At 38.6% G+C, this 23,966-nt stretch carries 24 protein-coding genes and 1 pseudogene; 12 read left to right on the forward strand and 13 right to left on the reverse strand.

What is annotated here, in order from left to right:
- Positions 1-156 precede the first annotated feature (156 nt).
- The 7 genes from C4S38_RS01985 to C4S38_RS02015 all read right to left on the reverse strand — a co-directional run bounded on the left by C4S38_RS01985 (position 157) and on the right by C4S38_RS02015 (position 7,787).
- Positions 157-729: a DNA-3-methyladenine glycosylase I gene (locus C4S38_RS01985; protein ID WP_103982339.1), complete on the reverse strand. Its 573-nt coding sequence runs from the start codon at positions 727-729 to the stop codon at positions 157-159.
- A gap of 165 nt (positions 730-894) precedes the next feature.
- Complete coding sequence (locus C4S38_RS01990; RefSeq protein WP_103982340.1) at positions 895-1,434, reverse strand: flavodoxin; 540 nt, start codon at positions 1,432-1,434, stop codon at positions 895-897.
- 27 nt (positions 1,435-1,461) lie between these two features.
- Positions 1,462-3,495, reverse strand: coding sequence for an alpha-ketoacid dehydrogenase subunit alpha/beta (locus C4S38_RS01995; protein ID WP_103982341.1), 2,034 nt, complete (start codon positions 3,493-3,495; stop codon positions 1,462-1,464).
- A 21-nt stretch (positions 3,496-3,516) separates the two neighbouring features.
- Positions 3,517-4,854: a dihydrolipoamide acetyltransferase family protein gene (locus C4S38_RS02000; RefSeq protein WP_103982342.1), complete on the reverse strand. Its 1,338-nt coding sequence runs from the start codon at positions 4,852-4,854 to the stop codon at positions 3,517-3,519.
- 111 nt (positions 4,855-4,965) lie between these two features.
- A complete protein-coding gene (locus C4S38_RS02005) occupies positions 4,966-5,694 on the reverse strand; it encodes a lipoate--protein ligase family protein (protein ID WP_103982343.1) in 729 nt (242 codons plus the stop codon).
- Positions 5,694-7,043: a dihydrolipoyl dehydrogenase gene (gene lpdA, locus C4S38_RS02010; RefSeq protein WP_103982344.1), complete on the reverse strand. Its 1,350-nt coding sequence runs from the start codon at positions 7,041-7,043 to the stop codon at positions 5,694-5,696. The genes C4S38_RS02005 and lpdA overlap by 1 nt, the downstream gene beginning before the upstream one ends.
- Positions 7,044-7,184: 141 nt before the next feature.
- Positions 7,185-7,787, reverse strand: coding sequence for a nitroreductase family protein (locus C4S38_RS02015; RefSeq protein WP_103982345.1), 603 nt, complete (start codon positions 7,785-7,787; stop codon positions 7,185-7,187).
- Positions 7,788-8,101: 314 nt separating this feature from the next.
- On the opposite strand from C4S38_RS02015, the gene rpmB reads away from it, so the two are divergent.
- From rpmB to C4S38_RS16295, 10 genes and pseudogenes are all read left to right on the forward strand, one after another.
- Entirely contained in the window at positions 8,102-8,341 is a 240-nt protein-coding gene (rpmB, locus tag C4S38_RS02020; RefSeq protein WP_099465774.1) for a 50S ribosomal protein L28, read from the forward strand.
- Positions 8,342-8,358: 17 nt separating this feature from the next.
- Entirely contained in the window at positions 8,359-8,547 is a 189-nt protein-coding gene (gene rpmG / locus C4S38_RS02025) for a 50S ribosomal protein L33 (protein WP_007657199.1), read from the forward strand.
- 16 nt (positions 8,548-8,563) lie between these two features.
- Positions 8,564-8,716 carry a DUF4295 domain-containing protein gene (locus C4S38_RS02030; protein WP_099465773.1) on the forward strand — a complete coding sequence of 51 codons (153 nt, stop codon included), beginning with the start codon at positions 8,564-8,566 and terminating at the stop codon, positions 8,714-8,716.
- A gap of 208 nt (positions 8,717-8,924) precedes the next feature.
- Entirely contained in the window at positions 8,925-10,049 is a 1,125-nt protein-coding gene (gene dnaN, locus C4S38_RS02035; protein WP_103982346.1) for a DNA polymerase III subunit beta, read from the forward strand.
- A gap of 10 nt (positions 10,050-10,059) precedes the next feature.
- Positions 10,060-10,830 (forward strand): 3'-5' exonuclease, encoded by a 771-nt coding sequence (locus C4S38_RS02040; protein WP_103982347.1) that lies wholly within the window; start codon positions 10,060-10,062, stop codon positions 10,828-10,830.
- Between the two features lie 4 nt (positions 10,831-10,834).
- Complete coding sequence (locus C4S38_RS02045; protein ID WP_103982348.1) at positions 10,835-11,986, forward strand: iron-containing alcohol dehydrogenase; 1,152 nt, start codon at positions 10,835-10,837, stop codon at positions 11,984-11,986.
- Between the two features lie 83 nt (positions 11,987-12,069).
- Positions 12,070-13,281 (forward strand): bifunctional phosphopantothenoylcysteine decarboxylase/phosphopantothenate--cysteine ligase CoaBC, encoded by a 1,212-nt coding sequence (coaBC, locus tag C4S38_RS02050; RefSeq protein WP_103982521.1) that lies wholly within the window; start codon positions 12,070-12,072, stop codon positions 13,279-13,281.
- A complete protein-coding gene (gene porD / locus C4S38_RS02055) occupies positions 13,278-14,180 on the forward strand; it encodes a type IX secretion system protein PorD (RefSeq protein WP_103982349.1) in 903 nt (300 codons plus the stop codon). The genes coaBC and porD overlap by 4 nt, the downstream gene beginning before the upstream one ends.
- Positions 14,181-14,186: 6 nt before the next feature.
- Entirely contained in the window at positions 14,187-15,854 is a 1,668-nt protein-coding gene (gene recN, locus C4S38_RS02060) for a DNA repair protein RecN (protein ID WP_103982350.1), read from the forward strand.
- A 65-nt stretch (positions 15,855-15,919) separates the two neighbouring features.
- A pseudogene (locus tag C4S38_RS16295) lies at positions 15,920-16,138 on the forward strand (hypothetical protein); the annotation flags it as partial.
- 51 nt (positions 16,139-16,189) lie between these two features.
- Here C4S38_RS16295 and C4S38_RS02070 read toward each other — a convergent pair.
- The 5 genes from C4S38_RS02070 to C4S38_RS02085 form a co-directional block, all read right to left on the reverse strand.
- Positions 16,190-17,734: a sodium:solute symporter family protein gene (locus tag C4S38_RS02070; RefSeq protein WP_103982351.1), complete on the reverse strand. Its 1,545-nt coding sequence runs from the start codon at positions 17,732-17,734 to the stop codon at positions 16,190-16,192.
- Positions 17,731-17,871, reverse strand: a complete 141-nt coding sequence (locus C4S38_RS15895; protein ID WP_199163443.1) for a symporter small accessory protein — start codon at positions 17,869-17,871, stop codon at positions 17,731-17,733. The genes C4S38_RS02070 and C4S38_RS15895 overlap by 4 nt, the downstream gene beginning before the upstream one ends.
- Positions 17,872-17,944: 73 nt before the next feature.
- A complete protein-coding gene (locus C4S38_RS02075; RefSeq protein WP_099465767.1) occupies positions 17,945-18,370 on the reverse strand; it encodes an acetolactate synthase in 426 nt (141 codons plus the stop codon).
- Positions 18,371-18,399: 29 nt separating this feature from the next.
- Positions 18,400-19,704 carry a phenylacetate--CoA ligase family protein gene (locus C4S38_RS02080; RefSeq protein ID WP_103982522.1) on the reverse strand — a complete coding sequence of 435 codons (1,305 nt, stop codon included), beginning with the start codon at positions 19,702-19,704 and terminating at the stop codon, positions 18,400-18,402.
- 180 nt (positions 19,705-19,884) lie between these two features.
- On the reverse strand, positions 19,885-20,394 hold the full coding sequence (locus C4S38_RS02085; protein ID WP_099465765.1) for a ferritin-like domain-containing protein: 510 nt from the start codon (positions 20,392-20,394) through the stop codon (positions 19,885-19,887).
- 212 nt (positions 20,395-20,606) lie between these two features.
- Here C4S38_RS02085 and C4S38_RS02090 point away from each other — a divergent pair, with 212 nt between their 5' ends.
- On the forward strand, positions 20,607-21,101 hold the full coding sequence (locus tag C4S38_RS02090) for a UpxY family transcription antiterminator (protein ID WP_099465764.1): 495 nt from the start codon (positions 20,607-20,609) through the stop codon (positions 21,099-21,101).
- Between the two features lie 89 nt (positions 21,102-21,190).
- On the opposite strand, the gene C4S38_RS02095 is transcribed toward C4S38_RS02090, so the two are convergent.
- Positions 21,191-22,681, reverse strand: coding sequence for a cobyric acid synthase (locus tag C4S38_RS02095; protein ID WP_103982352.1), 1,491 nt, complete (start codon positions 22,679-22,681; stop codon positions 21,191-21,193).
- 152 nt (positions 22,682-22,833) lie between these two features.
- Between C4S38_RS02095 and C4S38_RS02100 the strand changes: the two genes are divergently transcribed.
- A complete protein-coding gene (locus C4S38_RS02100) occupies positions 22,834-23,949 on the forward strand; it encodes an acyltransferase family protein (RefSeq protein ID WP_103982353.1) in 1,116 nt (371 codons plus the stop codon).
- The last annotated feature ends 17 nt before the right edge of the window (positions 23,950-23,966 follow it).

Here is a 23,966-nt window from a genome sequence, read left to right on the forward strand (position 1 = left end):
GTGTTTGTTAAAACCAGTTAGCAAGACCAAAAAAATAAAGTGATAAATAGGCAATAATTATTATATTCGTAAATATATAATTAATAAATATAAAAACAAATTATGCAATTTTTTTTTGTTTGTCTTAGGCTTATTATGGGAAAATCATATTGTTATTCATCTTTTGTGGCAAATACAACCTGTCAAGTGGTCGTTGATAAATCCTGAAGCTTGTAAGTGGGCATAGCAAATTGTTGTTCTAAAGAATTTGAATCCACGTTTTTTCATATCCTTACTCATTGCATCGGATTCGGGAGAAGATACCGGAATCTCGCTCAATGATTGAACGGTATTGATAATCGGTTTTCTGTCGGGAAAGAATGAAAGTGTGTAGTTGTAAAAACTACCGAACTCCTTTTGCAGCGCAAGAAATAGTCTTGCGTTGGTGATGGTCGATTTAATTTTCAAGCGGTTTTTCACAATGCCGTCAAACTGCATCAAGCGCTCAACATCTTCATCGGTCATTTGTGCGACCCGCTCGGCATCGAAATTGCAAAAGGCTTTGCGATAACCTTCCCGCTTTCTGAGGATAGTTATCCAACTTAATCCGGCTTGAGCACTTTCCAGTACAAGAAACTCAAATAGAGTTTTGTCGTCGGTTACCAATACTCCCCACTCTTCGTCGTGGTATTTCATATACAGTTCGTCGGTTCCGCACCAACCGCAGCGTCCATTTACTATATCTTGCATAATGCTATTTATTTGTGTACCGTTTAATGTAAAAGTAATATTCATATTGGTAACCACCAAATAAAGTTATATTTTTGATGCAAAACATGTTTAATACCATATCCATATAACTAATTCGGAAGTTTTGATTCTGAGTTAATTATATGGATTTTTTGTTTTTATAAATTAGCAAATAAAGCTATCCTCAGGTCCTGTTTTATTCTCTTTGAATTCTTCTTTTAATTGTTTTACCCATCCTTTTATACGTTCGTCAGTCTGTTTGGGCTGATTTTCAATGTCGAGTACCAAACCAAGGAATTTACCGTTTCTTAGTGCTTGGGATTGATTGAATGTATAGCCTTCGGGAGAAGTCTCACCTGTTAATATTGCACCTCTGGATAGAAATTCGTTTGCTAATATCCCGATTCCATCGGCAAAATTGTCGGGGTAACCTTTCTGATCTCCTAATCCGAAAATTGCCACTTTCTTCTTGCTTAAATCCAAAGTAGATAATTCAGGCAATATTTCATCCCAATAAGAAGGCAACTCGCCATCAAACCAGGTAGAAGAGCCGGCTATGATATGGCTATAAGCTTCGAAGTCTTTTTGGGAAGCATTTTCGATGGGGATGATATCTGCTATGTTTTCTCCGAATTCCTGTTGTATTTTCCGGGCAACGGACGCCGTTTTATGAGTTCCGGTAGCATAGAATAATCCTATTTTCATTTTATTTCTGATTTACAAGTTGATATTCTAGTATTCAAGCAAATCTTTTGCTGCTTTGTATATTTGTTCTTCACCCGGTAGGATTGCCTTTTCCAGTACGGGATGAAAACCTACCGGAGTGAATAATGCACCTACGCGCCGGATAGGAGCATCCAGGTACCGAAACATTTCTGTTCCTAAGATACTGGCAACCTCGGCACCGAAACCGGCAAATACTTTATCTTCGTGTACAATCAAAACTTTGCTTGTTTTCTTGACAGAGGCAAAGATTGTCTCTTTATCCAATGGTATTAATGAACGCAGGTCTATTACTTCGGCATTCCACCCATGTTCTTTTGACAGTTGTTCGGCAACATTCAGACAAAGATGGGTTGTATTTCCGTAAGTAATGATACTGAGATCATTTCCCGGTCTGCGTATTTTGGCTTTACCGAACGCGACTTCGTAGTCGTCGGGCACAAAAGAAGCAGCTTCTATTGAATTATACTGGGCTTTTGGTTCCAGAAACAAAGTAAACCCTTTAGATCGGATACTTGTTCGCAACAGACCTGCAGCGTCATCAGCAAACGATGGATAGACGATTCTTGCACCGGGCAAAGAAGCTAATGCTCCTTCTATGGTCTGGGAATGATATAATCCGCCCCCAATGTAACCTCCGGATGCCAGCCGCAAAGTGATATTGGGTGTAAATTGTCCGTTACTTCTCCAATATTCGTGTGTGCACTCTACATATTGCTCGACAGCAGGCCAGAAGTAATCGGCAAACTCAGCACCTTCTATTACTACATGTATTTTAGGATCGAAGCGACACATGCCGTTGGCTGTTCCTACAATATAATCTTCGGCAATAGGAGCGTTGAAAACCCGTTTTTCTCCGAATTCCTGTTGCATACCTTTACTGATATTGAATACACCGCCTTTTTCTTTATTGGCGATGTCTTGTCCCCATAAGAATGTGTTGGGATTATGGCGGAATTCGGCTTTTAATGTTTTATTTAAAGCCGTAACCATCGTCTCTTTTTCTCCATCCTGCTTGGGGTTTCCATCCGGATATTTTGTAGGTTGGTACGGATCGGGGAGAACATACTTCGATACGGTTGAAGGATCGGGGTCAGGGGCAGCTAATGCTTTACGGTTGGCTGCACTGAGGTCTTTTTTAGCTTTAGCTTCGATCTCTTTTAACTCATCTTCTGTAAAACGTTTGTACCGCAGCAACATCCGGCGGAATTTGTACAACGGGTCGGCGGCTTTTACGTAAGCCAGTTCGTTTTCATCGCGGTATAAAGTATGTTTATCCGAGTTGGAATGGGAACCGATACGGACACAGTTTGCCTGGACAATGACCGGGGTACGGTGTTCTATTGCATATTCGCGTGCTTCTGTCATTGCATTCATAGAATCGAAAACGTCCTTTCCGTTACAATGAATGATTTTTAGGTTTTTGAACCCCGAGAAATTATCGGCCACTTTCCGGTTGGCTGTTTGATCTTTTTTAGGAACAGAAATACCATATCCGTTATCTTGTATGACGAAGATAACCGGTAGTCTTTCATTACTTGCACCATTGATGGCTTCATATACATAACCTTCCGAAGTAGCGGATTCACCGTGTGAAGTCATCGCTATTCCTTTATGATTGTAATAAACCATGGCACGCGCAACTCCGGCAGCATGCAGATCGTGTGTGCCGGTTGCGGAAGAAACATTCTCGATATGCCATTCCATTTTACTAAAATGGTTTGACATGTGCCGGCCTCCGCTTGTAAGATCTGTTGCTTTTGAAATACCATTCAGAATAATTTCTTCAGGCGTCATTCCGGCTGAAAGAACAGCCAGCATATCGCGGTAATAAGGGAAGAAAAAATCTTCACCTTTATGGAATATTTGTCCCATTGCCAATTGTATGCCATCATGTCCGGCATATGGAGCGTGATAAGACCAGCCAAGTGATTGCAGGAGGTAAGATGGAGCTTTTTCATCAAGGGCTCGTCCAAGAGTCATCAGGTAATACCATTTACCTAAAGTTTCTTTGTCTGTGTTATTTATATCGTACTTTTTCATATTTATGTCATTAACGGATAATTAATTGTTCCAGTTTTCCAGATAATCGGCAATGTAGCGTAAGAAAGCACCGGCTAAAGCGCCGTCTACGATACGGTGGTCATAAGAAAGGGATAAGTACATCTTATGACGGATCGCAATTGTGTCTCCTTCCGGTGTCTCGACAACTGCCGGCTTTTTCTCAATATATCCTACTGCCAGGATTGCTACCTGAGGTTGGTTGATAATCGGAGTTCCGAATAAGCTTTTAAACGTACCGAAATTTGTAATAGTGAATGTTCCGCCTTGAATATTGTCAGGAGATAATTTGTTATCTCTTGCCTGAGTGGCCAGAGTGTCTATTTTAACGGCCAATCCGTTTAAATTTAGCTTGTCTGCATCCTGTATGACAGGAACGATCAGGTTGCCATCGTTTAGAGACACAGCTACTCCAATGTTTATGTGTTTCTTTAATATGATTTTGTAACTATCTACAGATGAATTTAGTAATGGATATTCAGCTAATGCTTTAGCAGTCGCTTCTGTAATAGCCGGCATATAAGTTAGCTTAACATTTTCGCGTTTGAAGAAATTATCTTTAGTACGATCACGCCATTTTACCAACTTTGTTACATCTACTTCGATAACACTTGTAACATGCGGTGATACTTTCTTGGAAAGAACCATATGATCCGCTATGATACGGCGTACCCGATCCATTTCTATTACCTTATCTTCGCTAGAGACAGGTATATTAGGACTAGGAGCGGCAGTTGCAGTACTTTGTGGAGCAGGTGTTGCTTTCGATGTTACCGATTTTGCCGGTGCATTTTCTTTTCCGTTCTTTTTCCGTTCAACATACTCTTTGATATCTTTTTTGCTTAATCGTCCCAAATATCCACTACCGGGAACTTGGTCGAGTTCCTCTTTGGACAGATGAGCTTCTTTTGCAATTTGCAGAACAACGGGAGAGTACCAACGGTCATCTTCGTTCGTTATTTTTCCTGATGAAATGGTCACGTTTGTTGCTGTTGCCGGTTTATTTTGTCCGGATTCCGTTGAGTTAGTTTCTGTATTGTTTGCTTTCGGAGCTTCTTTTTCCTGAATAGGAGAACCCGAGTTGCTTTCTTCTCCTTCACCTTCCAGTTGAATTTTAGCAACAACAATGCCTACAGCAACAGTGTCGCCCTCATTAAAAAGGATTTCAGCCACTTTTCCTGCTATAGGCGAAGGAATTTCAGCACTTACTTTTGCTGTACTTACTTCAAAAAGGACATCGTCTTCCTGGACATTGTCGCCTACTTTAACAGACCAAGCTATGATGGTGCCTTCTGTTATGCTTTCACCCAGTTTGGGCATTTTTATTTCAAATAGAGCCATACGTTTACATGATTTATATAGTTGTTGGGTAGGATTCCGTATATTTTGCCTGAATTATCTTCCCCTATTTTAAAACAAACGAAAGAGGCAGAATGTTATGTTTTACATAGCTTAAGTGTTTATATTCCAGCTTGTTTTAGCATATTTTTCATCTCTTAAACGTTCAATATTTATCAGATCGTTTTTATTAAACGAATAGATAGTGCCAGTTTTACTATTTCCACCGAAATAGTTAATTGCCTTTTGTTTAAATTCTTTGATTGACCAATAAGAAGGAAGGAGGGTGGATAGGTTAGTGACTTCACTTTTTACGGATGAAACGGAATATTTGTGTTGTTTACCGGTGTTGATCTGTTTTTCCGGAACATCCAATATCTTGTTCAATACATCCAGGTCGGATGAAAAGAGCAAAGTTGCGTGATGTATAATCCGTCCTTTTCTTATATATTGTGCACTACCTGATATTTTCAGGTTATTTACAGTTAAACCTTGTCTTACATCCGGAACTGCATTGATTCCGAATGTAGACAAAAAATCTATGATTTGACCGGTAAAAAACGTAAAATCAGGGCATGTGTTATTTTGAATGAAAGTAAGATTCAGGTTCCCCAGATCGTGGTAGACTGCACCTCCTCCGGAAAACCGTCTTGCTATTTTAATTCGTTGTTCATTTGCCAGAGCCATATTGATCTCCGACCATACATCCTGATGCTTTCCGATTATGACTGACGGTTCGTTCTGCCAAAGCATGAAGATATCATCAGCAGACGTAGAGAAAAGATATTCCTCTGCAGCCAGATTGAAATAAGGGTCTGTAGATGTATTGTAAATGCACAACATTATATATATAAACTTTCGTGAATGACTTCTCCTACGGTTGGATGAGGAAAAATACTTTTTTCAAACTCTTCGGTCGTATAACCTTTTTCGACCGCAATACCGGCAGTTACAATGATCTCGGATGCAGGATTTCCTACCAGATGGCATCCTATAATCCGGTCGGTATCGTCAGTCAATAATTTGCATAAGCCCGCACCTCCTTCATTTTCTGCCATATACCGTCCGGAATAGGTCATTGGAATTTTGCGAACCCGGTAATTTTGCCCGGAAGCAATTAATTCTTCTTCAGTTTTTCCTACGCTGGCAACTTCCGGATTGGTATAAACAACAGCCGGAATAGCATTATAGCTCATCCGGTCTTCGATACCAAGTATATGATGAATGGCTACTTCCGCTTCCCTGTAGGCTGTATGTGCCAGCATCGAAAATCCGGTAATGTCTCCTGATGCATATACGTTGGGATGGGAGGTCTGCATGTATTCGTTTACTTTGACTCCTTTGGGGTAAAGTTCTACGTTCAGGGTTTCTAAACCTAAACCGTTCGTAACGGCTTTACGTCCGACGCTTACCAATATCTTTTCGGCATCAATATCCGAAATTTGCCCGTCTTTTTCCACTGTTATTTTACCGGGAGATACTTCTGTTACTTTTGTGTTTAGAAAGAATTCGATTCCCTTTTTATTATATTCGGACCGGAGCATGGCGGAAGCTTCTTTATCCATATTACCTAAAATTTCCGGTAGCATTTCGATAACTTTTACTTTTACTCCCATACTATTAAAAAACGAAGCAAACTCCATGCCTATAACTCCACCACCGATGATGGCAAGAGATTGGGGCAATTCTTTTATATCGAGTGCTTCGCGGGAAGTCCAGTAATCAATATCCGAAAAACCTTTGATCGGAGGGATAACGGTTTCCGAACCTGTACAAAGCAATAGATTCTTTACTCTGTAATTGTTTTCTCCGCAATGAATCAGGATATTGTTTGATTCTTCTCCTGAAATATGAGCTTCTCCTTGCACGATAGTTACTCCGTTTCCGGTAAGTCGTGATTTGACACCTAATACCAGTTTCTTTACGGTTTTGTTTTTACGTCCGATGATTTTACCTAAATCAAAACCCGGATTGTTGTCTGCCAGGATTCCGTATTTAGCCGAACCTTTTATATGATCTAAAAGCTTAGCCGAATAGAGTAATGTTTTTGTCGGTATACATCCCTCATTCAGACAGACACCGCCTACTTCTTTTTTTTCAAAAAGGATTGTCTTTAATCCATTTTCGGAAGCTCTTTCCGCGGCTGTATAGCCGGCCGGTCCGCCTCCGATAATTGCTATATCAAATTCCATGATTTATTCTTATTTATTTATCGTCTGCCAGGGCAACCGAAATTACATATAGTCATAACTATGATTTTTTTGATTCATCGTTATGATTTTGGAAAATTATCGTTATGGTTTCGAAAAGTCATAGTAGCGACTATATATAGACTATTTGTATATTATAACTCTTTTATCTAAAGGACTGAATTGTTTTTCCGCAGGAGTTTCCGCCGGAATGCCGAAAGGCATTTCCGCCATCAGTTTCCAATCGGGATTAATATTCCATTCTTTTGCTACCGCCTCGTCAATAAGCGGGTTGTAATGCTGTAAAGATGCTCCTAAACCATTGTCTTCAAGTAAAGTCCAGATTGCAAATTGGTGCATTCCTGAAGTTTGATAAGACCAGATAGGAAAATTATCCTTGTAGGTAGGAAATGATTTTTGTAAATGCTCTACTACGGACATATCTTCATAAAACAAGATTGTTCCGTATCCTGATTCAAATGAATTGTTAATTTTTGATTCTGTTGCTTTAAAAGCTTCTTCGGGTAATAGCTTTTTCAAAATATCTTTCGTTATTTGCCATAGCTTTTTATGGTTTTCACCAAGTAAAAGTACCGTTCTTGTAGATTGGGAATTGAAAGCAGATGGTGTATGAGTAACTACAAATTCGATAATTTCTTTGATTTCACCGTCTGTTATTGAGGAACTGTTTTTTAGTCCGTAGTAGCTTCTACGGTTCTTAATTGCTTCTTTAAAATTTCGTACCATGGTTATATGTATTATGTTGTTTTTATGTTATCTGTAATAAAAACAAAGACCTTGCTTTATTTGTTTCGAAAATAAATATTAGTTTTTTTAGCTGTTTTCTATTAGCAAATAGAATAAATTTATATCTTTGCACCCCGTAACGTATAAGCGGTTACATAATTAATCTCCCAGTCTGTTCGTGATGCTAGTTCGGAAATGGAGGTTTGTCGTGCATTTAAGGAGTGAAAATTTGCATAGATTGATATTTATGCTTTACTTTGCGCCCTGATTGCGAAAGGAGTATTTTTGAATCATTACATGTAATATAAAAAGAGATGTCTAAAATTTGTCAAATTACCGGAAAGAAAGCAATGGTTGGCAACAACGTTTCACACTCTAAAAGAAGAACGAAACGTAAATTTGATGTGAACCTGTTTACTAAGAAGTTCTATTGGGTAGAACAAGATTGTTGGGTTAGCCTGAATATTTCAGCTGCAGGCTTGCGTACTATTAACAAGGTTGGTTTGGATGCAGCAATTAAAATGGCGGCAGAAAAAGGTTATTTAAACGCTTAATTTGGAGGAGTTGAAAAATGGCAAAGAAAGCAAAAGGTAACAGAGTTCAAGTTATTATGGAATGTACCGAACATAAGGAAAGTGGTATGCCGGGTACTTCAAGATATATTACCACAAAGAACAGAAAAAATACAACTCAGAGATTGGAATTGATGAAATATAACCCGATCCTGAAGAAAATGACATTACACAAAGAAATTAAGTAATAGGAGATTTTAAACGATGGCAAAAAAAGCAGTTGCAACATTTAAAAAAGGTGACGGCCGTACCTTCTCAAAGGTGATTAAAATGGTTAAGTCTCCAAAAACAGGTGCTTACATTTTTCAGGAAGAAATGATTCCGAATGAAGCAGTAAAAGATTATTTCGCTAAGTAATATAGGCGTAAAGCAGATGAAAAGAGCTTCTTCTCCGTTTAAAGGGAAGAGGCTCTTTTTTTATACTGAAACTTTTAAAAGTATAGAGTAGCTATGAATGAAATATTTTTTTAATTTTGTTCGGCTATACACGGATGTTATTTTTCTGTATAGTGATCATTTGTATATTTTGTTTAGACAATAATAATAACAGATAAATTTAAAAGCTATGAGATTTGATGTATCCAGCACTGCGCTATTATCCCGTTTACAGTCTATAAGTAAGGTTATCGCATCTAAGAATTCTCTACCTATCCTGGATAGTTTTCTATTCAATTTGGAAGGAAATAAACTTACAATGACGGCTTCTGATGCAGAGACTCGTCTGGTAACTTCTGTTGAAGTGATGAATGCACAGGGTAATGGTCTTTTTGCCGTATCTGCCAAGATTTTGCTAGATCCATTAAAAGAACTGCCGGAGCAACCGCTTACATTTGATATAAATGATGAAAACCTGGAAATTTTTATTCATTTCCAGAATGGTAAGTATAATTTTATTGGTCAGAAAGGCGATACTTATCCATTGCAGAAACCTTTGAATGAAAATGCAATTTCTGTTTCTATGGATGCTCAAACGCTTTTGAATGGTATTGGACGTTCTTTATTTGCAACAGCAGACGATGAACTTCGTCCGGTGATGAACGGTGTTTATTTCGATATCCATACAGATGATTTGACATTTGTTGCTTCGGACGGTCATAAATTGGTTCGTCTTCGTAACTTGTCGGTGAAATCACCGGAAAGGGCATCTTTTATATTGCCTAAAAAGCCCGCAAATTTATTGAAAGGTTTGCTGTCTAAGGAAACAGAGGCTGTGACTATTAAGTTTGACGATAATAATGCTTATGTGAACTGTTCTAATTTTGAAATGGTTTGCCGTTTGATAGAAGGTCGTTATCCAAACTATAACAGCGTTATCCCGCAGGAAAATCCATTTAAAGTTACGATAGACCGCGTATCATTCCTGAATGCATTAAAACGTGTTTCTGTATTTTCAAATCCGGCAAGTAGTTTAGTAAAGCTACAATTAAAAGGAGGAGAAATGATTGTATCTGCACAAGATATTGATTTTTCGACTTCTGCAGAGGAAAAGATTGCTTGCCAGTTTGATGGGACAGACTTGAACATCGGTTTCAAAGCTACCTACTTGATAGAAATATTAAGTAATATCAATTCGGCAGAAGTCATATTGGAATTGGCTGATCCTTCACGTGCAGGCTTGATTGTTCCTTCAGAAAATGAAGAAGATGAAGACCTGCTGATGTTGCTTATGCCAATGATGTTGAATGATTAATAAAGATAGAATGCAATTAAATTTAAGAAACCCGTTAGTCTTCTTTGATTTGGAGACAACGGGTGTAAATATAGTAAAAGATCGTATAGTTGAAATTTCTTTCGTAAAAGTCTTTCCGAATGGGAAAGAGGAATCAAAAACACGCCGGGTAAATCCGGAGATGCCGATACCTGCCGAATCTACCGCTATTCATGGAATTACAGATGAGGATGTAAAAGATTGTCCTACATTTAAAGAAATAGCCAAATCGCTGGCTGCACAGATTGAGGGGTGCGATTTAGCCGGATATAATTCTAATCGTTTTGATATTCCTTTGCTGGCAGAAGAATTTTTGCGTGCAGGAGTTGATATTGATTTGAATAAGCGTAAGTTTATAGATGTGCAGACAATTTTCCATAAGATGGAACAGCGTACTTTGTCTGCTGCATATAAGTTTTATTGTAATAAAGATTTGGAGAATGCCCATACGGCAGAAGCAGATACTATGGCTACTTACGAAGTGCTGAAAGCCCAGTTGGACAGATATTCCGAATTGAAAAATGATATTAACTTTTTATCGGAATTTTCGTCCTTCAATAATAATGTAGACTTTGCCGGTCGTATGATTTATAATGATAAGGGGGAAGAAATAATTAATTTCGGTAAATATAAAGGCCGTCTGGTAGAAGATGTTCTGAAGACGGACCCCGGTTATTATACCTGGATCATGAATGGCGATTTTCCGTTAAACACAAAGAAAATGTTTACAGAAATTAAGTTGAGAGGCTTTAATTCAAAATAGAAAAATGAATAATTTTGAGTTTTGTAATCCGGTGAAAGTCGTATTTGGTAAAGGTTCGATTTCACGTTTATCTACTTTAGTACCAGTAGGTAGTAAGGTGTTGATGATATATGGCGGAGGAAGTATTAAGAAAAATGGTATTTACAATCAGGTTGTTGAGGCATTGAAAAGCTTCAATGTAATCGAATTTTCAGGTATTGAGGCTAATCCTCATTATGAAACTTGTATGAAAGCCGTTGAACTGGTACGGAAGGAACAGATAACCTATCTCCTGGCTGTTGGCGGTGGTTCTGTTATTGATGCCACTAAATTCATTGCAGCGGCTACCTGCTATGAAGGAGAGCCGTGGGATATATTGTCAAAAGGCGGATTTATTAAGCAGGCCTTACCGTTGGGGGTGGTGTTAACCTTGTCTGCTACAGGATCGGAAATGAATGAAAGAGCTGTTATTTCACGTGTTTCCACACATGAAAAACTGAATTTTGCCAGCCCTGCCGTATTCCCTAAATTTGCAATATTAGATCCGGAGGTTACTTATTCGTTGCCTGAACGTCAGGTTGCAAATGGGGTTGTCGACTCTTTTATCCATGTGATAGAACAATATCTGACTTATCCGGTAAATGCGAAAGTACAAGATTATTTTGCCGAAGGTTTGATGAAAACAATCGTTGAAGAAGGCCGTAAAGTTTTACAGAACCCTCATGATTATGATATACGCGCCAATCTGATGTGGGCGGCAACGAATGCTCTGAACTGCTGGATCGGGCAAGGTGTTCCTCAGGATTGGTCTTCTCACCGTATGGGATATGCGTTGACTGCTCAGTTTGGGCTGGATCATGCGCAGACATTGGCTGTTATCCTTCCGGGAGTGATGGCTTATATGCACAAGGAGAAACAGGCAAAAATTATTCGCATGGGTGAAGTCGTGTTTGGTATTACGGGAGAGACTACCGATGAATTGGTACAAAAGTCGATTCAAGCTACCGAAGACTTTTTCCGGTATATGGGATTGAAAACTCGTTTGAGTGAATATGGTATTAAAGAATTTGATTTGGACGCATTGGTTGAACCTATGAAACAAAGAGGCTGGAAATTGGGCGAACATGGTAATATAGACTATAAAGTTGCCCGTGAAATTCTGATGATGCGTTTGTAATAAAAATAATTCCATCCGAGAGAAATTCAAATTTCTTCTGAATGGAATTACTTTTTCTTCCGAATGGAACTAAAAAAGGTTATATGGAAAATATACTGAAAGGTAAACATATTATACTGGGAATAACCGGAAGCATAGCTGCCTATAAAGCTGCCTGCATTATTAGAGGATTAGTGAAAAAAGGGGCAGAGGTGCAGGTAGTCATTACACCGGCGGGGAAAGAATTTATAACGCCAATCACTTTGTCTGCTTTAAGCAGTAACCCTGTGATTAGTGATTTCTTTTCCAATCGGGATGGTTCGTGGCATAGCCATGTAGATTTGGGCTTGTGGGCCGATGTCATGTTGGTGGCTCCGGCAACGGCTTCTACAATTGGCAAAATGGCAAATGGCATTGCCGATAATATGTTAATTACTACTTACCTTTCCTGTAAGGCCCCTGTATTTGTTGCCCCGGCAATGGACTTGGATATGTTTGCTCACCCTACAACACAACAAAACCTGGATAGGTTACGTTCTTTTGGTAATTATATTATAGAGCCGGCCGAAGGTGAGTTGGCTAGTCATTTGGTGGGAAAAGGACGTATGGAAGAACCGGACCGGATAATAGAGGTTTTGGAAAGCTTTTTTGCCTCAAAAACCGAATTAGAAAAAAAAAAGATATTAATAACGGCGGGGCCGACATATGAAAAGATAGATCCTGTACGTTTTATAGGTAACTATTCTTCCGGTAAAATGGGATTTGCCTTAGCGGAGGCATGTGCCCGGAAAGGAGCGGAAGTTGTTTTGATCGCGGGTCCGGTCTCTTTAAAGGTTAATCATCCTAATATAAAACGGATTGATGTGGAATCTGCCGGAGAAATGTATCAGGCGGCTATATCCGAATTTCCTACATCTGATGCAGCTGTTTTGTGTGCTGCAGTGGCCGACTATCGTCCGGAGAATCAAGAACCGGAGAAAATAAAGCGTGAAACAAAAGGAGATATGATGCTTCATTTAGTGCCTAATAAAGATATTGCAGCTTCTTTAGGTGCTATAAAAAGAGAGAATCAGATATTAGTTGGGTTTGCTCTGGAAACGAAAGATGAGATTTTTCATGCAGAAAGTAAATTGCAGCGTAAAAACTTCGATTTTATCGTTTTGAATTCGCTCAGAGATCAAGGTGCCGGCTTCCGTTGCGATACAAATAAAATTGCCATTATAGACAGGCTGGGAGAGAAGATTGAGTATCCTTTAAAAAGCAAACAGGAGGTGGCAGCCGATATCATAAATAAGCTGGCAACATTATTAAAATGAAAATGATTAAGAAACTGTTATTTTTCTTCTTTTTATCGATGTTTTCTTGGGCAATGCAGGCACAGGAATTGAATGCCCGCGTAACTATCAATAGCGATAAAATTCAGGGATCTAATAAAGATGTGTTTACTACTTTACAAAAAGCACTGACCGAATTTATTAATAATAAGAAATGGACAGATGCTACTTTTGCCGTAAATGAACGGATTGATTGCAGTTTTACCATTGTGATGTCGGAGGCTTCCGATAACAGTTTTAAAGGGGAAATTCAAGTTCAGGCACGTCGTCCTGTATATAACTCGACATATACGACTACGTTGCTTAATTTCCGTGATAAACAGCTCGATTTTGAGTATACTCAGTTTGAACCGTTGGAATATACGGAGAATGTTGTAAACAGTAATTTGATTGCAACTATTGTATTTTATATTTATACGATTTTAGGACTGGACTTTGACAGTTTTTCTCCACAGGGAGGAACTGCTTTTTATCAGCAGGCACAGCAAATTGTAACTTTGGCTCAGGCGCAAGGTACATGGACAGGCTGGAAAGCATTTGACAGCAATCAGAACAGACATGCTGTTTCTACTGCATTAACAGATAATACTTCTGGTATATTCCGGGATATGTGGTATACATATCATAGAAAAGGCCTTGATGAAATGGCTGCAAATCCGGATCGCGGACGTACCACAATAATTTCTGCTTTACCAGCATTGGAGCAAGTTCGGAGCGCACGCCCTACTTCTGTTTTATTGCAAATCTTTTCCGATGCAAAGCTCGATGAAGTCGTAAGTATTTATTCAAAGGCTACCACACAGGAAAAGCAAGAAGGATTGAAAATCCTTTCCAATATTTATCCTACCGAGACAACACGTTTGGAACCTCTCAAAAAATAAAAAACTATGTTGAAATCGTTATTTATCCAGAATTTTGTTTTAATAGATAGTCTTGATATTCAGTTTGACGGAGGTTTTTCAGTAATTACGGGTGAAACGGGTGCCGGAAAATCAATTATTCTGGGAGCCTTATCATTGGTATTAGGACAACGTGCGGATGGGAAAAGTATAAAAAATGGTGCCGATAAGTGCATAATTGAGGCTGTATTCGATATTTCGAAATATCAGCTGGAATCTTTTTTTCAGGAAAATGATCTTGAATATGATCATGAAAGTTGTATTTTGCGTCGGGAACTTTTTGCCTCAGGCAAATCCCGTGCATTTATAAATGATTCTCCTGTGGCTTTACCTGTAATGAAAGAATTGGGAGGCCGTTTAATCGACATACATTCGCAACACCAGAATCTGTTATTGGGTGATAATCGCTTTCAATTAAAAGTTGTCGATGTAATGGCTGAAAATGAGATTCTTTTGATTCTTTACCGGAAAGAATATAATCGTTTTCAATCCTTGCAAAAAGAATTAAAAGAATTGAAAGATAAAGCTGCTCAAACAAAACAGGAAGAAGATTATATTCGTTTTCAGTTGGAGCAATTATCCGAAGCCCGTTTGATTGTCGGCGAACAGGAAGATTTGGAACAAGAACAAGAAACACTTTCACATGCTGAGGAAATAAAAAGCTCTCTTTATAAGATTTCAGAACTATTAAATGGTGATGAAATGGGAGGACTTCAATATATAAAAGAAGCTCTTTCAACTGCGGATTCTTTAGAACATTATTTTTCGAAAGCTAAAGATATATCCGAACGTTTGCGTTCTGCATATATTGATTTGAATGATTTAGCATCTGAAACTGATACGATGAGAGAAGATGTTGAATTTAACCCCGAACGTTTGGAATGGGTGAATGAGCGTTTAAATACAATTTACTCTCTGCAACAGAAACACCACGTTTCCACCGTGGAAGAACTATTGGATATTCAATCGAAATATGAAGCCCAATTAAAAGAAATAGACTCCTTTGAAGAACAAATAGAATCATTAAGTAAACAATCGGAGGTTTCGTATAAGGAATTACTTCAACAGGCCTCAGTACTTAGTAATCAAAGAAAAATTGCAGCAAAAGGTATGGCTGGCCAATTGGTTGATATGATTATACCGTTGGGGATGCCAAATACGCGTTTTCGTGTTGATGTGATGGCAAAGGAGGAGCCGGATAATGATGGAATGGATGATATCCGGTTTATGTTTTCAGCAAATAAGAGTGGAGATTTGCAGCCTGTAGCTCAAACTGCATCTGGTGGCGAGATTTCCCGTTTGATGTTATGCCTAAAGGCCATGATTGCCGGTTTTACAGCTTTGCCTACCATTATTTTTGACGAAGTAGATACAGGAGTGTCTGGTGATATTGCCGATAAGATGGGAGATATTATGCAAGACTTGGGAACAAAAATGCAAGTATTTGCCATAACCCATTTACCTCAGATCGCAGCAAAAGGCAAAGAGCATTACTTTGTATATAAAGAAGATACTTCCGATAGAACAATAACCCGTATTAAGCAGCTTACTAACGAAGAGCGCATACTAGAAGTGGCTCGTATGCTGAGCGGTGCTTCTTTGACCGAGGCATCAATGGCTAATGCCAGGGAACTGTTACATTTAAAGACAAACTAATTCGCGAGAAAGATAATGACTTCATCATTGGAAGAACAAATATTCAGGAATCGGGGAAGAGGACGATTTGTGTAAAGTGTGGACAATTGGCGTATGTATCTCATAGGGTAGTGGAGAATGACAAACGTGTTCTTTTAGGAGGAAACTCTATAAAACAATTAAAGCTTGTCTCCCGACAAGCCCTAACCAACTTTGTTAACCTTAAATCTAATACTATTATGAAAAAACCACATTGCAAATGTATGGTTTTCTATGTATTTGTCAAGATTATAACTGCTAAATAATATTTTTTGAATTATAAGAAATGCTAATTTCGCTTTTTGTGTCTATTATTTCTATCTTTTTGTTAGCAAACTCACTGTAACAATAGTGATACATGATAATGGAAGACCAAACAAAATAGGATCGATAGCATACCAAGGATAGACATTAACCAATACATCTTGTCCGAATAAAGCCTTGCATAGGCCAATTGGAGCAGCTTCCGCTTTATGCAGGAATAGCATGGCAAATAAACTTGCTAATGCGCCAACCCATAAGCTGGCTAATGCTCCCTGGCGGGTTACACCTTTCCAGTATAAAGCACAAAAGTAGGAAGGCAGGAAAGTTGCTGCGCAGATTCCCATGAATAATGCAGTACCTCGGGCTATGATTCCGTCGCTTAATGCATAGCATATTATATAACTTAATAAGATAGAACATAATACACCGATTCGTACACCCATTGTTGAATTCGGGTTCTTGCTGCGTCCTAATTTCGGAAAAGCATCTGCTCCGAAAGCGGCTCCCATCGTATGGAATTGTGCACTTAATGTAGACATGCTGGCAGATAGGATACAGAGCATAAATACAGCACCGAACCAATCCGGCATTGCTTTGTTAATAAACAACGGGATAATTTTATCCATATCTTTGATTGCTTCCGAAGCAACAACGCCTTCGGTTTTTAGAAAGAATAAATTTGATAAAGCACCGACATGATATATTGCTCCAACAGTGACAATTAAAAATATACAACCTATTATTACACCCCGGTTGAGCTGTTTTGTACTTTCCACCATCATAAAACGAACCACTAATTGAGGTTGGGCTAAACAGCCAATACCTACGCCCAGAATCAAAGAGGTAACTAATGTATACCATTGCGGAGAACCGGTAACAGGCATAGCTGTCCACCCTTGATGACCCAGATCTTTGAACCGTTCAGGTACCATTGGGGCAATTTCCGTCAGCTTCCGGTTGGCCTCGATGAATCCCATATCCATGATTCTATAGAACCAGAATAGGAGGAAAAGCATACAAGAAAACATGATAACTGCTTGTAACGCATCTGTATATAAAACACCTTTAATACCACCTGTAATAACGTATGCTGCGACAATCAACGTAAAGATAAGTAAAGCCAAGTGTAAGTCTATATTAAACATTTGTTCAATAAACACAGCACCTCCTTTCATAACAACAGCTGCGTATAAAGGCATTCCTATGAATATTATTGTGGCTATAAATATCCGGATAGCTTTGGATTTGTAATGCAATCCTAATAACTGAGGAAATGTGCGTGCGTTATGTTCTTCTCCCAGCTTGCGTGTTTTTCTGCCGAATAAAATAAATGCGATTACAACTCCCATAAACATATTAAGCAAGCAGAGCCATTGGATTCCCATACCGAATGTTGCAGCAACTCCTCCGAAACCTACAATGGCTGATGCCGATATAAATGTGGCTCCATAAGACAAAGCCATGATAAACGGATTTACTTTTCGTCCTCCTAATAAATAATCACTGGCATTTTTTGTGCTTTTATAACCAAGATATCCCAACCATGCAAGGACAAACATGTAAATAATAACGACAATACCCAGAGTAAGTGTGCTCATTCCTTTTCTTTTTTAGAGTTAGTACTTTCTTTATCATCTTTATTCCATGTGGTTATTCCGAACCAGATAGAATATAAAAGGCAGGCAAATGCCAGCAGGTATGCCAACCAGATACCAGGGTCGTCTATTCCAAACATTTGTTATTTGTTTTAATGGTGAGTAGATAAAATTTACCCCGGAGAAAATTCTTCTTCCCGGGGTAAGAGATGATTATAATTTTATTAAGTCGTTTTCGCAGATATATTCCAGATTCTGCCGGCGAATAACCTCCCGTGCAGCATCCCGGTTGTTTGTGCGAATAATCATGATCGATTTATCTCTAATAGAAAAACAGTACATGTATTCAATGCTTAAACCGGCTTTTGTGAAATGAGTCAATACTTTGGCAAAGCTACCTGCACATGAATCGGTGACAATTGCCAATACTTCAGTCAGGTTGGCACTTACATTATTGCTTTTAAGTATCTTGAATGCTTTTTGCGGATCACTGACAATAATACGTAAGATGCCATACTCGGAAGTGTCGGCAACAGTGGCAGCTATAATACGTATATTCTCTTCTGCAAGTAAAGCCAGTATCTCACTTAGCTTTCCATACTTGTTTTCCAGAAAAATAGAAATTTGATTTACTGTCATGGCTGTATATTTTTAATCTTGTTATACAATTACACAAATTTACGTAAGTCTTTTACGCGAATAGCCTTGCCTCCTTCCTGAGAGGGTAAAGATCCTTTTGCTACGAGTTTGAGGTGTGGCGTAAGTAATAACTCGTCTTTCAGTTGACGCGTAATATCTTTAGCCAGCCTTTGCAACACACTGTAATCGTCAGTAAACAAGTCGCTTAATTCTACTTCAATAAGCATTTCGTCGTTATTGCCGAATGTCTCTATCGTTATAAGATAGTTGCTGCCTAATTCTTTGAATTGCATTAATATTTTTTCAATCTGGATAGGGAAAATATTAACACCTTTCAGAATAATCATATCATCGCTACGGCCTTTGAAGCGGGCTAAACGTTTATGTGTACGTCCACATGGGCATTTGCCCGGAAGTATACAGGTTAAGTCGCGTGTGCGATAGCGTATTAACGGCATTGCTTCACGGTTTATGGTAGTAAGAACCAACTCTCCAACTTCTCCTTCCTGAACAGGTTTGAGAGTAACAGGGTCTACAATTTCTACAATTACATAGTCTTCCCAGATATGAAGTCCGTTTTGTTCGGTACATTCGAATGCAACTCCCGGGCCATTCATTTCCGACATACCGAAACAGTTATATGCTTTTACGCCTAATAATTGTTCAATTCGCCGACGTTGTTCTTCCGAATGAGGCTCGGCTCCAATACATACGGTGTGCAGTTTTGTATCTTTACGCGGATCGATACCTATTTCATACATTACTTCAGCTAAACGGGTTGCATAGCTAGGGATAATGTGTAGACAAGTAGTTCCGAAATCCTGAATAAATTTAATCTGGCGTTTTGTGTTCCCTGCAGCTGCGGGAACTGTTAATGTACCTAACTTCTCGGCTCCATACTGAAATCCTAATCCCCCGGTGAACATACCGTAGCCAGATGTGTTTTGGAATACATCCGTATCGCGTATTCCTACCATATACATGCAACGTGCCACTTGGTTTGCCCATTGTTCCAGGTCTTTTGATGAATGTAGTACAACTGTAGGATTTCCGGTTGTTCCGCTGGACGAATGAATACGCACACAGTCTTTGATCGGTATTGCAGCCATACCGAAAGGATAATTGTTGCGTAAATCGTCTTTTGTCGTGAATGGAATTTTTTGCAAGTCTTCTAAAGAAAGGATGCTATTGGGTGTAATTCCGTTTTCCTCAAATACTTTTTGATAAAAAGAAGAATGTCCGGCTAATTCAATTGTTTTTTTTAATCGTTCCAACTGTAGTTTTTCCAGGTCTTCACGATTTAAGGTTTCTATGTCTTTCTGCCAATACATCATGATTTTTTGTATTATTAGTATGTTTAATTCATATAAATAGACTGCAAATGTATTGTTTATTTTGAATTTGTGTAGCATTTGTAGTTGTTTTTTGTTCGATATAGTGGTAAGAAAGGGCTATAAATGAATACAGGCATGAATCCTTTTGAACTCATGCCTGTACAAATATTCTTTTTAAATTTATTTCTTAAAAGTATTTTCCATTCTGGCAATGTCTTTTAAGTAGTCTTGCAGGTCTTGTTCATGCTCTTCTTCTTCTGCAAGTATATGTTTTGCGATGTCGCAAGTTGTGTAATCCAATCCGTTGGTAAACTGGGCAATTTGTTGGTACCTGAGTATGGCACATCTTTCCGAAGCTACGTTCTGCTTTAATAGACTGACTGTGTCGAATTCTTTCGGTGCGTCATATTTGCATCTTGCCAATTCAAACCATTTTTGAGGATCAAGTACTGGAATGCCATCCAGTTCAATAATGCGATCTGCTAATAATTGAGCGTGCTTGCGTTCTTCTTCGGCATGTTCTTCAAATTCATCCTGGACGTCTTTGCGCATTGCACCTTCTGCTACTAATGCACCTACCCAATATTGATAGTATGCCAGCCATTCTTCGGCTAAAGCTGCGTTTAATTGAGATAAAAGATTTTCTACGTCCAGTTTTCCTCGTAAAATTGCGACTGTTTCTTTTGCCATAATTATAAAATTTTAGAATGAAACGTTATTGTTTTATATACTTCTAACAAATTGACAAATTCATTGTTTATAAATTATCTAATCTTTATTGTGCTTACCATTAATTAAGATTGGCATTCTTAGTCTTTGTATTGTAATAACCAAATCGGAAGAATATTTGTTTTGGTGAAAATATAGTATATTTGCCGCTCAATTTAATAGAGTGATTTTGCATGATAAAGCCAAATGATACCAATTGGTATGTACTATATACTGCTGCCCGAGCTGAAAAACAAGTAAAAGAACGAATAGATGCTTTAGGTGTAGAATGTTGGCTTCCGCTTCATCGTACGCCGCGTGTGTGGTCTGATCGTGTGAAAATGGTCGATATCCCTTTATTCAGTTCCTATATTTTTGTTAGATGTACAGATCCTGTGTTACGTGATTTGATCCGTGTTTATGGTGTTTCACGTATTGTATATTATAATGGCAAGCCGGCTGTTGTACGGCAGGCAGAGATTGATGCTATTAAAGAATTTTTGGAAATGGCTTCCGAACATCCTCTTATTGCCGGTGATGAAGTGGAAATTTTATGTGGGGCTATGAAATCTGTTTCCGGTAAAGTAAAAAAGATAAAAAAGAGCCATGCCCTGTTGTTTCTGGAACAGTTGGGTGCTACCGTATGCGTGCGTCTTGAAGACGTGGCAAGAGTCAATCGTCTGAAATGATAATTAACTCTGCATAGTTGGAATTTCTTAAGTCTTCCCGATCATTTTAGGAAAACATCCCGATGATTTTGTAAAATCATCGGGATGTTTTATAATGTGGAATATATATACTCCAGATTTACATGGTTTCGTACCAGATTGGCTAGCTTATCATACTGTTCTTCTTTGAATGCTACATAATCAAAAAGGTTGTTTGCTTCTTCCTTATCGAATCCTTCAGCCATATTGTCAAGAACTACCGGATTATCAAGAATACCATGCATATAACTTCCCCAACACCGGTTGCTCAGGTAATAACCGTCTTGCCGACCGTCTTCCAATAAGACAACCGGGCTGTCAGGGGCATCGTTTAGCAAGGTAGTACGTCCCATGTGGATTTCATAACCCCGGCATTGTTTAATTTTGCCGGATTTTTCGGGTAAGAAACTGAATGTGCTTTGTTTGGTTATTTTTTCTTTTTCAATGATTGTACATTGTGGCAAGAGTCCAAGACCTGGCACTGCAGGTATTTCTCCCTCTATACCTTCCGGATCTTCCAGACGGATGCCCATCATTTGATAGCCTCCGCAAATACCAATAACTTTTTTTCCTGCTTTATGCGCCCGGATGATTGCTTCTGCTATTCCGTTGGCACGTAAGTGCTGTAAATCTGCCAATGTGTTTTTTGAGCCCGGCAATAAAATTATATCCGCTTTCTCTATTTCTTCTATATTATTTGTATAGTAGGGATTGAAACGGGGGTCCATATCCAAGACGTCGAAATCGGTAAAGTTGGACATGCGTTTAAGCAGGATAATGGCTACGTTGATTTTTCCGTCACGGAATGTGTTTGTTTTCATATCTAACGCAACGGAATCTTCTTCTTCTATTTTTATATCACGAAACCAGGGAATAATGCCAACAACAGGTACACCGGTCAATTTTTCTATTATCTTTTTACCTTCTTCAAAAAGAGATGCATCTCCACGGAATTTATTGATAATAATACCTTTCATCAATGCCTTTTCTTCTGTTTTTAACAAAGCAATAGTTCCATATACAGAACCAAAAACACCGCCTTTGTCAATGTCTGCTATCAGGTATGTGGAGGCGCCTGCCTTTAATGCCATACGCATATTGGTAATATCCCTGTCGCGAAGATTGAGTTCGGATATGCTGCCAGCACCTTCTAAAACGATTGGATTATATTTGCTTTCCAGTCTTTTGAATGCTTCGAAGGCTTCTTTAAAGAGTTCTTCTTTCTGGTTCTGTATCCCGAAATAATCTTTGGCAGACATATTGCCGACAGGTTTTCCGTTCAATACGACTTGGGAACTTTTATCGTTTGTCGGTTTTAGTAAAACCGGATTCATATCTGTGTGTGGGGCAATACCACATGCCTCGGCTTGTACTACCTGGGCACGTCCCATTTCTCCACCTTCAGAAGTGGAATAGGAGTTAAGAGACATATTTTGTGCCTTAAAAGGGGCTGGGTTGTAACCGTCTTGTTTGAATATACGGCAGAAAGCTGCATTAATTACACTCTTGCCAGCGTCGGAGCAAGTCCCTACAAACATGATGGGTTTCAGATGTTGTTTCATTTGTTTTCAGTAAGTTGTGCAAAGGTAGTTTTTATGTGATAAATTAACAATAGATCAACCTTTGATTGTCTTATTTATAAATTAAGTTTTCATGCAGATGAATTTTAAATTTTCTGTTTATATTTGCGTCTGACTTTAAAATATAGATAGAAATGACAGTGCAGAAAAAACCACAACGTTTACAGTCATTAGATGCCCTCAGAGGTTTTGACATGTTTTTCATTATGGGCGGGGGCCCTCTTTTTATTGCTTTGGCAACATTGTTTCCAACTCCATTTTTTCAGGCTATAGCCCAGCAGATGCAGCATGTTGAATGGCATGGGTTGTCTTTTGAAGATATGATATTCCCGCTATTCCTTTTTATTGCGGGCATTTCTTTTCCTTTCTCTCTGGAAAAGCAAAGAGCTTCGGGTATGACAGATTCGGCTATTTATAAAAAAATTATACGCCGCGGTATTACATTGGTGATATTGGGACTTGTATATGGCGGTATATTGTCTTTGGATTTTGAAAACCAACGTTATGCAAGCGTGTTGGGACGAATAGGCCTGGCTTGGATGTTTGCTGCAATCTTGTTTGTGAATACTCGTACTATTACGAGAGTCTGGATCACGGCAGGAATTTTGATTGGTTATTGGTTACTATTAGCATTTGTTCCGGCTCCGGACGGGAATGGTGCGGATGTGTTTAGTATGGAAGGATGTCTGGTTGGATATGTAGACAGAATCATGTTGCCTGGGCATCTTTACTTGAAAATACACGATCCGGAAGGAATCTTATCTACAGTTCCGGCTATAGCTACTGCTTTACTGGGGATGTTTACTGGCGAATTTATTAAATTACAAAAGAAAGAGTTTACAGAGACAAAGAAGGTGCTTTATTTACTGGTAGTTGGCCTTATTTTGGTGGTTTCCGGTGTAATATGGAATCTGTTTTTCCCGATTAATAAAAATCTTTGGACAAGTTCTTTTGTTTGTACGGTAGGAGGTATATCTATGATATTGTTTGCTTTGTTTTATTATATTATAGATGTAAAAGGATTTCGGGGCTGGACTTTATTCTTTACTGTTATCGGTATGAATTCCATAACGATTTATCTGGCACAACGTTTCATAAACTTCTCGTTTACTGCAAATTCTATATTCGGGGGAATAACGAAGTTGTTGCCGGAAACAGCTCAACCTTTAATGGGGGCTGTTACTTATATTGCTATTTGTTGGGGATTCCTTTATTTCTTATATCGTCAACGCATATTCTTAAAAGTGTAAATTTTTTATCATTATTA

It is taken from the genome of Parabacteroides chinchillae, assembly GCF_900108035.1.
GTDB classification, from domain to species: domain Bacteria; phylum Bacteroidota; class Bacteroidia; order Bacteroidales; family Tannerellaceae; genus Parabacteroides; species Parabacteroides chinchillae.